This window comes from Streptomyces sp. NPDC060000 (assembly GCF_042737375.1).
Taxonomy (GTDB): Bacteria; Actinomycetota; Actinomycetes; order Streptomycetales; family Streptomycetaceae; genus Streptomyces.
This window is the reverse complement of sequence record NZ_JBHWUU010000071.1, coordinates 1-12,590: the sequence shown is the minus strand read 5'-3', so window position 1 is coordinate 12,590 and position 12,590 is coordinate 1. Positions and strand designations below refer to the sequence as shown.

Genomic DNA, 12,590 nt, shown 5'->3' with positions numbered 1-12,590 from the left:
ATCAGCGCGGTCCGGGGGCCGCCGACGGCTTTCCAGGACCGACTCCCCGACCCGCGCACCCCCGGGCCGCGCCAGTCCCTGCGCCAGTCCCGCGTCCCCGCGCCAATCCCGCGTCAGTCCCGCGTCCCCGCGCCAATCCCCGCGTCGGTCCCGCGCCAGTCCCTGCGCGAGTCCCTGCGCCGGTCCCGCGTCCCCGCGCCAATCCCTGCGCCGGTCCTGCGTCGGTCCCGCGCCAGTCCCGCGCCAGTCCCGCGCCGGCCCCTGCGCCAGTCCCGCGTCAGCCCTGTGTCAGGCCTGCCACCAGTTCGTCCGCCGCGCGGTAGGGGTCCAGTTCGCCGGCGACGATTCGTTCCGCGAGGGTGCTCAGGCGGCGGTCGCCGTGCAGGTCGCCGATGCGTTCACGCAGGGCCGTGACAGCGATCGTCTCGACCTCGCGGGCCGCGCGGGAGCGGCGCCGCTCGGTGAGGACGCCGTGCTCCTCCATCCACGCGCGGTGCTTCTCCAGGGCCTCGACGACCTCGTCGACGCCCTCGGCGCGGGCGGCGACCGTCTTCACGATCGGCGGGCGCCAGTCGCCGGGCCCGCGGGCCTCGCCGAGGCCGAGCATGTGGTTCAGCTCACGGGCGGTGGCGTCGGCGCCGTCCCGGTCGGCCTTGTTGACGACGTAGACGTCGCCGATCTCCAGGATCCCGGCCTTGGCGGCCTGGATGCCGTCGCCCATGCCGGGGGCCAGGAGGACGACGGAGGTGTCGGCCTGGGAGGCGATCTCGACCTCCGACTGACCCACACCGACCGTCTCGACCAGGATCACGTCGCAGCCCGCCGCGTCCAGCACGCGGATCGCCTGCGGGGCCGACCAGGCGAGGCCGCCCAGATGGCCGCGGGTGGCCATCGAACGGATGTAGACGCCGGGGTCGGAGGCGTGCTCCGACATCCGGACGCGGTCGCCGAGCAGGGCGCCGCCGGAGAACGGCGAGGACGGGTCGACGGCCAGCACCCCGACCCGCCTGCCCTGCCTGCGGTAGGCGGTGACCAGCGCGGACGTCGACGTGGACTTGCCGACGCCCGGTGAACCGGTCAGGCCCACCACGTACGCGTTGCCCGTGAGCGGGGCCAGTGCCTCCATGACCTCCCTGAGCTGCGGGGACGCCCCCTCCACCAGGGAGATCAGCCGGGCCACGGCCCGCGGCCGGCCTTCCCTGGCCTGGGCGACCAGCGAGGAGACGTCCTGCATCACAGCTCCGTTCAGATCCGTTCAGAGACAGTCGTACAAGGGACGTACGACGGGACTCAGGCCTTGGGCACCCGCACGATCAGCGCGTCACCCTGACCGCCTCCGCCGCACAGCGCGGCCGCGCCGATCCCGCCGCCGCGGCGCTTGAGCTCCAGCGCCAGGTGCAGGACGAGGCGGGCGCCGGACATGCCGATCGGGTGACCCAGGGCGATGGCACCGCCGTTGACGTTCACCTTTTCCGTGGACACGCCGAGGTCCTTCATTGACTGCACCGCGACGGCGGCGAAGGCCTCGTTGATCTCGACGAGGTCGAGGTCGGAGACCTCCAGGCCGTCCTTCTTCAGGGCGTGGGCGATGGCGTTGGAGGGCTGGGACTGCAGGGAGTTGTCCGGCCCGGCCACGTTGCCGTGGGCGCCGATCTCGGCGATCCACTCCAGGCCGAGTTCCTGCGCCTTGGCCTTGCTCATCACGACCACGGCCGCGGCGCCGTCGGAGATCTGCGAGGAGGTGCCCGCGGTGATCGTGCCGTCCCTGGTGAACGCGGGACGGAGCTTGCCCAGGGACTCCGCCGTGGTGTCGGCGCGGATGCCCTCGTCCTTGCTGAAGACGACCGGCTCGCCCTTGCGCTGCGGGATCTCGACCGGGGTGATCTCGGCCTCGAAGATGCCGTTCTTCTGCGCGGCGGCGGCCCTCTGATGGCTCAGCGCGGCGATCTCGTCCTGCTCGGGACGCGCGATCCCGAGCCGCGTGTTGTGCTTCTCCGTGGACTCGCCCATGGCGATGTTCTCGAAGGCGTCGGTGAGACCGTCGTACGCCATCGCGTCGAGCATCTCGATCGCGCCGTACTTGAAGCCCTCGCGGGACTTCGGCAGCAGGTGGGGGGCGTTGGTCATGGACTCCTGGCCGCCGGCCACCACGATGTCGAACTCGCCCGCGCGGATCAGCTGGTCGGCCAGCGCGATCGCGTCGAGGCCCGACAGACACACCTTGTTGATCGTGAGCGCCGGGACGTTCATCGGGATGCCGGCCTTGACCGCGGCCTGGCGGGCCGGGATCTGCCCCGCCCCCGCCTGGAGCACCTGGCCCATGATCACGTACTGCACCTGGTCGCCGCCGATCCCCGCACGGTCGAGGGCGGCCTTGATCGCGAAGCCGCCGAGGTCGGCTCCGGAGAAGGACTTGAGGGAGCCCAGCAGCCGTCCCATGGGCGTACGCGCGCCCGCGACGATCACCGAGGTCGTGCCGTTGGAGCCAGTCGATCCAGTCATGAGCTGCGATTCCCCTTACCGGCCTGCACGGGCCGAGGAGTGAACGAGGGTTTACTTCGAATGTACTGAGCGGTAGTCCGCCCCGTCACCGGCCCTTCAGTGTGATCGCGCGCACGTTGCGTAACCACCTCCGGCGCGCTGCACTAACAGCATGCTGACGCGAATCGACCACATCGGGATCGCCTGCCACGACCTCGACGCGACCGTCGAGTTCTACCGTTCCACCTACGGCTTCGAGGTGTTCCACTCCGAGGTCAACGAGGAGCAGGGCGTGCGGGAGGCCATGCTCAAGATCAACGATACGTCCGACGGCGGGGCCTCGTACCTGCAGCTCCTGGAGCCCACGCGACCGGATTCGACCGTCGCCAAGTGGCTCGACAAGAACGGCGAGGGCGTCCATCACATCGCTTTCGGTACGGCGGATGTCGACGCGGACGCCGCGGACATCAAGGACAAGGGCGTACGCGTTCTGTACGAAGAGCCGCGACGCGGCTCCATGGGGTCACGAATCACCTTCCTGCACCCGAAGGATTGCCACGGAGTACTGACAGAACTGGTCACATCGGCGCCCGTTGAGTCACCTGAGCACTGACCCTCGTACATATGGGCCGGTAGGGTTGGGGGCGGTCGCCGCTCACACCGGGGCGACCCGGTCCTGCCGTGCGGCGGCGGGACGTAGCCGGGGTCCGGGTTTCGGGGGACGAGCGTCGGGGCGCAGCCCATGCTCCGCCGTTGATCTGACACCATTCCCCGGGAGCCCCGTTCGGCGGAAGGACGGAGCTCGTTCGGGAAGCTTGCGACCAGGGACGGATGGGACCGCGCAGTGCGGGGCTACGAGAGCCAGGAGCGGGAACCGGCGGCTGACGTCGACCACCTGACTCGGTTCGAAGCCGAGATGAAGCGGCTGAAGACCGAGCGGGAAAAGGCGATTCAGCATGCCGAGGACCTCGGCTACCAGGTCGAGGTGCTGCGCGCCAAGTTGCACGAGGCGCGCCGCACCATCATGTCCCGGCCCGCCTTCGACGGCGGCGACATCGGGTACCAGGCCGAGCAGATGCTGCGTAACGCGCAGATGCAGGCCGACCAGTTGCGGCAGGACGCCGAACGGGAGCTGAGCCAGGCCCGGGCGCAGACGCAGCGGATCCTCCAGGAGCACGCCGAGCAGGCGGCCCGGCTCCAGGCGGAGCTGCACCAGGAGGCCGTGGCCCGGCGTCAGCAGCTCGACCAGGAGCTGGCGGAGCGCAGGCAGAACGTCGAGTCGCACGTCAACGAGAACGTGGCGTGGGCCGAGCAGTTGCGGGCCCGCACCGAGGCGCAGGCCCGCCGGCTGCTGGACGAGTCGCGCGCCGAGGCGGAGCAGGCCCTGACGTCCGCCCGGGCCGAGGCGGAACGGGTGGCCGCGGAGGCCCGCCAGCGGCTCCAGGCCGACGCCGAGGCGACCCGCGCGGAGGCCGAGCAACTGCTGCTGCGGGCCCGCACGGACGCCGAACGGCTGCTGAACGCCGCCTCCAGCCAGGCCCAGGAGGCCAGCGACCACGCCGAGCAGCTGCGCACCTCCACCGTCACGGAGGCCGACGCGGCCCGCCGTCAGGCCGGTGAGCTCAGCCGCGCCGCCGAGCAGCGCATGTCCGAGGCCGAGGAGGCGCTGCGCAAGGCGCAGGCCGAGGCCGACAAGGTGCTCGCGGAGGCCAAGGCCACCGCCGAGAAGGCGCTCGCCGGCGCGGAGGCGGCCAAGGAGCAGCGCACCCGTACGGCGAAGGAACAGGTCGCCCGGCTGGTCAGCGAGGCCACCAAGGAGGCCGAGACCACCAAGGCGGACGCCGAGCAGCTCGTCGCCGACGCCCGCGCCGAGGCGGAGAAGATCGTCGCGGAGGCCTCCGAGAAGGCCCGCACGCTCACCGCCGAGGAGAGCGCGACCCAGCTGTCGAAGGCGGCGAAGACCGCCGAGGACGTCCTGAACAAGGCGCAGGAGGACGCGCAGAACACCACCAAGGCCGCCGCCGAGGAGGCCGAGCGGATCCGTCGCGAGGCGGAGACCGAGGCGGACCGACTGCGCGCCGAGGCGCACGACATCGCCGAGCAGCTCAAGGGCTCGGCGAAGGACGACACCAAGGAGTACCGCGCCAAGACGGTCGAGCTCCAGGAGGAGGCCCGTCGGCTGCGCGGCGAGGCCGAGCAGTTGCGCGCCGACGCGGTCGCCGAGGGCGAGAAGATCCGCGCGGAGGCCCGCAAGGAGGCCGTCCAGCAGATCGAGGAGGCGGCCAGGACCGCCGAGGAACTGCTGTCCAAGGCGAAGGCCGACGCGGACGAGCTGCGCCAGAAGGCCACGTCGGACAGCGAGAAGGTGCGCACCGAGGCCATCGAGCGCGCCACCACGCTGCGCCGGCAGGCCGAGGAGACCCTGGAGCGCACCCGCGCGGAGGCCGAGCGCCAGCGTGACGAGGCGGTGGAGCTGGCCGAGACCATCACCTCGAACGCCGAGCAGGCCGCGCTCGAACTGCGCGAGGAGACGGAGCGCGGGGTCGAGGCCCGGCAGGCGGAGGCCGCCGAGGAGCTGACCCGGCTGCACACGGAGGCGGAGACCCGGCTCGCCTCCGCCGAGCAGGCGCTGACCGACGCCCGCGAGGAGGCCGCGCGGATCCGCCGCGAGGCCGGCGAGGAGACCGACCGGCTGCGCTCGGAGGCCGCGGAGCGGATCCGCGCGCTCCAGCAGCAGGCCGCCGCGGAGGCGGACCGGCTGCGCGACGAGGCCGCCGCCGACGCGTCCGCCTCGCGCGCCGAGGGCGAGGCCGTCGCCGTACGGCTGCGTTCCGAGGCCGCCGCCGAGGCGGAGCGGCTGAAGTCGGAGGCGCAGGACACCGCCGACCGGGTGCGCGCGGAGGCGCAGGCCGCCGCCGAGCGGCTGGCCACCGAGGCGTCCGAGACGCTGGCCGCCGCCCAGGAGGAGGCGCTGCGGCGCCGCCGCGAGGCCGAGGAACTCCTCGGCTCCGCCCGCCAGGAGGCCGACCAGGAGCGCGAGCAGGCACGTCGGCAGAGCGAGGAGCTGCTGGCCTCGGCGCGCAAGCGCGTGGAGGAGGCGCAGACCGAGGCCGTCCGGCTGGTCGAGGAGGCCGACCGGCGCGCGGGCGAGATGGTGTCGGCGGCCGAGCAGCACGCGCAGCAGGTCCGTGAGTCCGTGGCCGGGCTGCACGAGCAGGCGCAGGACGAGATCAACGGGCTGCGCTCCGCCGCCGAGCACGCGGCGGACCGTACCCGGCGCGAGGCCGAGCAGGAGGCGGACCGGGTCCGTTCCGACGCCTACGCGGTGCAGGAGCGGGCGGCCGAGGACGCCAACCGGGTCAGGCGCGAGGCGAGCGAGGCGTCGGAGGCCGCGCAGGCACTGGCCGAGCAGACCGTCGGCGAGGCGATCGCGGAGGCGGAGCGGCTGCGCTCGGAGGCGTCCGCGCACGCCCAGCGGGTCCGCACCGAGGTTTCGGACGCCATCGCGCAGGCCGACCAGGACGCGTCGCGCACCCGGGCGGACGCCCGGGACGACGCCAACCGCATCCGCTCGGACGCGGCGACGCAGGCGGACACCCTCATCACCGAGGCGCGCAACGAGGCGGAGCGGCTCCAGACGGAGACCATCGCGGAGGCCGAGCGCCTCCAGTCCGAGACGATCGCGGAGGCCGACCGGCTGCGGGCCGAGTCGGTCGCCAAGGCGGAGAAGCTGATCTCGGACGCCGCCGGGGACGCGGAGCGGCTGCGCGCCGAGGCCGCCGAGACGGTGGGCAGCGCGCAGCAGCACGCCGAGCGGATCCGTGCCGAGTCCGAGCGCGTCAGGACGTCGGCGGCGGCGGAGGCCGACCGTCTGATGAGCGTCGCCCGCGAGGAGGCCGACTCCACGCTGGACGAGGCCCGCAAGGAGGCGAACAAGCGGCGCTCCGAGGCGGCCGAGCAGGTCGACACCCTCATCACGGAGACCGCGGCCGAGGCGGACAAGCTGCTCACGGAGGCACAGCAGCAGGCGCAGAAGACCACCGCGGACGCGGAGGCGCAGGCCGACTCGATGGTCGGCGCGGCCCGCAACGAGGCCGACCGGCTGGTCTCCGAGGCGACGGTCGAGGGCAACTCCCGGGTGGAGAAGGCCCGTACGGACGCCGACGAGCTGCTGATCGGCGCCCGCCGGGACGCGACCGCGATAAGGGAGCGCGCGGAGGAGCTGCGCGACCGCATCACCAGCGAGATCGAGTCGCTGCACGAGCGGGCCCGCCGTGAGGCGGCCGAGACGATGAAGTCGACCGGCGACCGCTGCGACGCGCTCATCAAGGCGTCCGAGGAGCAGCTCGCCAAGGCGCAGGCGAAGGCGAAGGAGCTGGTGTCGGACGCCAACTCCGAGGCCGGCAAGGTCCGGATCGCCGCCGTCAAGAAGGCCGAGGGGCTGCTCAAGGAGGCCGAGCTGAAGAAGGCGACGCTCGTGCGGGAGGCCGAGGAGCTCAAGGCCGAGGCGATCCGCGAGGCGCGGCGCACGGTCGAGGAGGGCAAGCGCGAACTGGAGGTCCTGGTGCGCCGGCGTGAGGACATCAACGCCGAGATCTCCCGGGTGCAGGACGTGCTGGAGGCGCTGGAGTCCTTCGAGGTCCCGGCCGGCGGCAAGGACGGGGGCGTCAAGGCGGGGGCTGCCATCGGAGCGCCTCGATCGGGTGGGAAGTCCTCGGACGGCTAGCGGAATGTGTGAATTGCGTTAAAGTCTGGTGCCTTTGACCGGACCGTTGGCAAGTGGTCTGCGGCTCAGCCACCCGAAAGGGGTGTCATTCTCCAGATCAAACACGCATACGCTCGATGACACACCGTTCAGGCCCCTAGGATTCCACCTATCACCTCACCGGTCTCATTCGACAGGAACCCCATGAGCGACACTTCCCCCTACGGCTTCGAGCTTGTGCGGCGTGGGTACGACCGCGCTCAGGTGGACGAACGCATCTCGAAGCTCGTCTCCGACCGTGACAGCGCTCTGGCTCGTATCACTGCTCTGGAAAAGCGCATCGAGGAGCTCCACCTCGAGACGCAGAACGCCCAGGCCCAGGTAAGCGACGCGGAACCGTCGTATGCCGGCCTCGGCGCGCGTGTCGAGAAGATCCTCCGCCTCGCCGAGGAAGAGGCCAAGGACCTGCGCGAGGAGGCCCGTCGCGCGGCCGAGCAGCACCGCGAGCTCGCCGAGTCGGCGGCCCAGCAGGTGCGCAACGACGCAGAATCGTTCTCTGCGGAGCGCAAGTCCAAGGCGGAGGACGAGGGCGTCCGGATCGTCGAGAAGGCCAAGAGCGACGCGTCGCAGCTGCGCTCCGAGGCGCAGAAGGACGCGCAGTCGAAGCGTGAGGAGGCGGACGCCCTCTTCGAGGAGACCCGGGCCAAGGCCGCGCAGGCCGCCGCCGACTTCGAGACCAACCTCGCCAAGCGCCGCGAGCAGTCGGAGCGCGACCTGGCGTCGCGTCAGCAGAAGGCGGAGAAGCGTCTCGCGGAGATCGAGCACCGCGCGGAGCAGCTGCGTCTGGAGGCGGAGAAGCTGCGCACCGACGCCGAGCGTCGCGCTCGTCAGACCGTCGAGACGGCACAGCGCCAGGCCGAGGACATCGTGGCCGACGCGAACGCCAAGGCCGACCGCATCCGTTCCGAGTCCGAGCGCGAGCTGGCGGCTCTCACCAACCGCCGCGACTCGATCAACGCTCAGCTGACGAACGTCCGCGAGATGCTCGCCACGCTGACCGGTGCCGCGGTGGCCGCGACCGGCACGCCGTCCACGGACGACGAGCCGATCTCCCGTGGGGTCCCGGCGCAGCAGTCCCGGTAACGCCCGGGGGTACGGTGACCGAACATCGGTGAAGCCCTTTGTCACTCCGGTGGCAGAGGGCTTCGTCGCGCTCTAGCGTGGCCGCATGATCGAGCTGTCTGGCCTGACGAAGCGGTACGGCGAGAAGGTCGCGGTGAACAACCTCACCTTCACCGTCAGACCGGGCATCGTCACGGGCTTCCTCGGTCCCAACGGCGCCGGGAAGTCCACCACCATGCGGATGATGCTCGGCCTCGACCGGCCGACCGCGGGGGACGTCCGGATCGACGGGCAGCACTACGACCGGCTGAGGGATCCCCTCAAGTACATCGGCGCCCTGCTGGACGCCAAGGCGATGCACGGCGGGCGCAGCGCCTTCAACCATCTGCTGTGCCTGGCGCAGAGCAACGGCATCCCGAAGAGCCGGGTGCACGAGGTACTGGACACCGTGGGGCTCACCTCCGTGGCGAAGAAGAAGGCCAAGGGGTTCTCGCTGGGCATGGGACAGCGGCTGGGCATCGCGGGGGCGCTCCTCGGCGACCCGCGGATCCTGATGTTCGACGAGCCGGTCAACGGTCTCGACCCCGAGGGCATCCACTGGATCCGCAACCTGATGAAGTCCCTCGCCGCACAGGGCCGGACCGTGTTCGTCTCCTCCCACCTGATGAGCGAGATGGCGCTGACCGCCGATCACCTCGTCGTCATCGGGCAGGGCCGGCTGCTCGCGGACACCTCCATGGCCGACTTCATCGCGCAGAACTCGCGCTCGTTCGTCCGCATCCGCACTCCGCAGCGGGAGCGGCTGCTCGATGTGCTGCACGGTGCCGGGATGCTGGTCGTCGAGACCGGCAGCGGGGTGCTGGAGGTCGACGACGGCAAGTCCGAGCACATCGGGGAGCTGGCCGCGCGGCACCAGATCGTGCTGCACGAGCTGAGCCCCCAGCGGGCCTCCCTCGAGGAGGCGTTCATGCAGCTGACCGCGGAGTCGGTGGAGTACCACGCGCACACGGACGCGCCCCCGGACGCGCTCACGGACACACCCCCCGAACCGTCCCGGCAGCAGTGGGGCGACGACTGGACGAGGAGCCCGTGATGGCGGCGACCCAGGTCATCCGGTCCGAGTGGACCAAGATCCGGTCGGTGGCCTCCACCGTGTGGACGCTCTCCCTCGCCGTGGTCGTCACCATCGCCCTCGGCATGCTGATCTCGGCGCTGTCGCGGCACGAGTTCGACAACATGAGCCGTGCCGACCGGCTTTCCTTCGACCCGACCTTCATCAGCTTCGCCGGGATGAGTCTCGGCCAGCTCGCGATGATCGTGTTCGGGGTGCTGGTGGTGTCGAACGAGTACAGCACCGGCATGATCCGCACCTCGCTGGCCGCCGTGCCGCAGCGCGGCACCTTCCTGTTCAGCAAGATCGCGGTGGCCAGCGGGCTCGCGCTGGCCGTCGGGCTCGTCACCAGCTTCGTCACGTTCTTCCTGGGACAGGCCATGCTCGGCTCCCACCGGGCGTCGATCGGGGACAGCGGTGTGCTGCGGGCGGTCATCGGCGGCGGTCTGTACATGACGCTCATCGCGATGTTCTCGATGGGCGTGGCCACGATGCTGCGCTCGCCGATGCTGTCGCTCGGCATCCTGATGCCGTTCTTCTTCCTGATCTCCAACATCCTCGGGAACGTCTCCGCGACGAAGAAGATCGGCCGGTATCTGCCCGACCAGGCCGGCAGCAAGATCATGCAGGTGGTCACGCCGATCGACGACGACACACCGTACGGACCCTGGGGCGGGTTCGCCATCATGGCGCTGTGGGCGCTCGCCGCGCTGGCCGGCGGCTACCTCCTGCTGAAGAAACGCGACGCGTAACGCTTTGGGCTTTGCTTTCATTTGAGCGGAACCGTCAGCGCCCCGATAGTCTCCTAACCCTTACGGGGGCGTGTGCCCTGCTGTCCTGAACCTTTCGATGGGTGCGGAGCATGATCGAAGCAGTCGGCCTGACCAAGCGCTACGGCGACAAGACCGCTGTGTACAACCTTTCCTTCCAGGTGCGGCCCGGTGCGGTCACCGGCTTCCTCGGGCCGAACGGCTCGGGCAAGTCGACGACCATGCGGATGATCCTGGGCCTTGACAACCCGACCGCCGGAACGGTGACGATCGGCGGCTACCCCTACCGCAAGCTGCCGAACGCGGCCCGCCAGGTGGGCGCCCTGCTGGACGCCAAGGCCGTGCACGGCGGCCGGCACGCCCGCAACCATCTGCTGAGCCTGGCCCAGCTGTCCGGCATCCCGGCCCGGCGGGTCGACGAGGTGCTCGGCGTGGTCGGCCTCCAGGACGTGGCGCGCAGGCGCTCCAAGGGCTTCTCCCTGGGCATGGGCCAGCGGCTCGGCATCGCGGCCGCGCTGCTGGGCGACCCGCAGGTGCTGCTCTTCGACGAGCCGGTCAACGGCCTCGACCCCGAGGGCATCCTCTGGGTGCGCAACCTGATGAAGTCGCTGGCCGCCGAGGGCCGCACGGTGTTCGTGTCCTCCCACCTCATGAGCGAGATGGCGGTGACCGCCGATCACCTCATCGTCATCGGGCGCGGACAGCTGCTCTCCGACATGAGCGTGACGGACTTCATCTCGGCCAACTCGGCGGACTTCGCGCGCGTCCGCACCCCGCACACCGAACCTCAGCTGCGCGAGAAGCTGGCCTCCGCGCTCACCGAGGCGGGCGGCCATGTGCTGCCCGAGCAGGACAACGCGCTGCGGGTGACCGGGCTGCCGCTGCCGCGCATCAGCGACATCGCCCACGACGCCGACGTACGCCTGTGGGAGCTGTCGCCGCACCAGGCCTCGCTCGAGGAGGCGTACATGCGGATGACGCAGGGCGCCGTCGACTACCGGTCCACCATCGACCAGAGGGCCGGCCTCCAGCAGCAGTTGCCGCCCGGCGCGCAGCCGCCGATGCCGGTGCCGGGTCAGGGCCAGCAGGGCTGGTACGCCCCGCCGCCCCCGCAGCACCCCGGCTACGCGCCCCCGCAGCCGGCCCAGACGCCTCCGGCGGCCTCCTACGGGTCGTACGGCGCCCCGGCGGCACCCGGCACGGCGTCCGGCCCGAACGGGGCCAACCCGTACGCGCAGGCGCCCGCACAGGCCCCGGCCCAGCCGCCCGCCCCGGCCGCACCGGCGCCCCAGGCGCCGGCTCCGGCACCGGCACCGGCACCGGCCGCCGCCGCGTCACCGGACAAGGCGCCGCCCGCGCCCGCCGCTGCCGCCCCCGCCCCCGACGCCGCCCCGACCAAGTCCGAGGACGCCCGATGAGCACCCCGCAGCACCCGTCGCCGCAGGCCGCGCCCGCCTGGCAGGCGGCGCCCGGTCCCTCGTACGCCACGGCCGGTCCCGTCTACACCTCGCCGATCCCGATCGTGCGCACGCACCTCGGGCACGCCGTCACCTCGGAGTGGACGAAGATCCGGTCGGTGCGCTCCACGATGTGGACGCTGGGCGTGTTCGTCCTGCTCGTCGTCGGCATCGGGCTGCTGGCCGGAGCGGTCGTCGCCTCGAACGCGTCCCCGGAGGATCTCGAGGGCGAGACCGCTCTGTCGTTCGGCTTCTTCGGGCTGCTCCTGGGCAGCATGTGCGTCATCACGCTCGGCGTGCTGACCACGGCCTCGGAGTACGGCACCGGCATGATCCGGACGACCATGGTGGCCTGTCCGTCCCGCGGCCGGGTGCTCGCCGCGAAGGCGGTCGTGTTCTTCGCCGTCGCGTTCGTCGTCACGCTCGTGTCCTCGGGCTTCGTCGCCATGGCGCACGTGGGCATGCTGGGCGACGCCCGGCAGCCGAACGGTGAGGAGTGGCTCAAGGCCACCTTCGGGGTGTCCCTCTACGTCGCGCTGCTCGGACTGATCTCGCTCGGCGTCGGCTCGATCATCCGGCACTCCGCCGGTGCGATCACCATCATGATCGGGGTCCTGCTGGCCCCGCTGGTGATCGCGATCTTCATGTTCTCGTCCTCGCTGGAGAGCCTGCGCCAGGCCCTCTTCGAGTACTCGATCCCGAACCAGCTGAGCGTCTTCTACTCCACCTCGCTCAGCGACAGCGGCCCGAGCGGCTGGGACCCGCTGTGGATCGCGCTCGGCGTGACCGCCGCCGTGCTCGGCGCCGCCTTCGCGCTGCTGGAGAAGCGCGACGTGTGACCCGCTAGAACTTCGGCGCGTTACGGGACCGGCGCCCCCCCCGGGTGCGGCGGTCCCGTGCGGTCCAGCACGCCATGTGCCCGTGCCGGCGGGCGTCGACGCCCG

9 protein-coding genes are annotated in these 12,590 nt (G+C 71.5%); 7 read left to right on the top strand and 2 right to left on the bottom strand.

Features of this window, described 5'->3' with window-relative positions:
- Positions 1-277: 277 nt before the first annotated feature.
- The gene (gene meaB / locus ACFWBB_RS31400) at positions 278-1,234 is read right to left on the bottom strand and encodes a methylmalonyl Co-A mutase-associated GTPase MeaB (RefSeq protein ID WP_385279077.1); all 957 of its coding nucleotides are present in this window, start codon (positions 1,232-1,234) and stop codon (positions 278-280) included.
- 56 nt (positions 1,235-1,290) lie between these two features.
- Complete coding sequence (locus ACFWBB_RS31395) at positions 1,291-2,502, bottom strand: acetyl-CoA C-acetyltransferase (protein WP_385279075.1); 1,212 nt, start codon at positions 2,500-2,502, stop codon at positions 1,291-1,293.
- Positions 2,503-2,653: 151 nt separating this feature from the next.
- Between ACFWBB_RS31395 and mce the strand changes: the two genes are divergently transcribed.
- The 7 genes from mce (at position 2,654) to ACFWBB_RS31360 (ending at position 12,485) form a co-directional block, all read left to right on the top strand.
- Positions 2,654-3,094, top strand: coding sequence for a methylmalonyl-CoA epimerase (gene mce / locus ACFWBB_RS31390; protein WP_057603473.1), 441 nt, complete (start codon positions 2,654-2,656; stop codon positions 3,092-3,094).
- Between the two features lie 231 nt (positions 3,095-3,325).
- A complete protein-coding gene (scy, locus tag ACFWBB_RS31385) occupies positions 3,326-7,207 on the top strand; it encodes a polarized growth protein Scy (protein WP_385279072.1) in 3,882 nt (1,293 codons plus the stop codon).
- A gap of 183 nt (positions 7,208-7,390) precedes the next feature.
- Positions 7,391-8,329 (top strand): cellulose-binding protein, encoded by a 939-nt coding sequence (locus ACFWBB_RS31380; RefSeq protein ID WP_385279070.1) that lies wholly within the window; start codon positions 7,391-7,393, stop codon positions 8,327-8,329.
- Positions 8,330-8,414: 85 nt separating this feature from the next.
- Positions 8,415-9,401, top strand: a complete 987-nt coding sequence (locus ACFWBB_RS31375) for an ABC transporter ATP-binding protein (protein ID WP_385279068.1) — start codon at positions 8,415-8,417, stop codon at positions 9,399-9,401.
- Entirely contained in the window at positions 9,401-10,171 is a 771-nt protein-coding gene (locus ACFWBB_RS31370; RefSeq protein WP_385279065.1) for an ABC transporter permease, read from the top strand. The genes ACFWBB_RS31375 and ACFWBB_RS31370 overlap by 1 nt, the downstream gene beginning before the upstream one ends.
- Before the next feature lie 110 nt (positions 10,172-10,281).
- On the top strand, positions 10,282-11,607 hold the full coding sequence (locus ACFWBB_RS31365; RefSeq protein ID WP_385279063.1) for an ABC transporter ATP-binding protein: 1,326 nt from the start codon (positions 10,282-10,284) through the stop codon (positions 11,605-11,607).
- Positions 11,604-12,485, top strand: a complete 882-nt coding sequence (locus ACFWBB_RS31360; protein ID WP_385279061.1) for an ABC transporter permease subunit — start codon at positions 11,604-11,606, stop codon at positions 12,483-12,485. The genes ACFWBB_RS31365 and ACFWBB_RS31360 overlap by 4 nt, the downstream gene beginning before the upstream one ends.
- Positions 12,486-12,590: the final 105 nt, after the last annotated feature.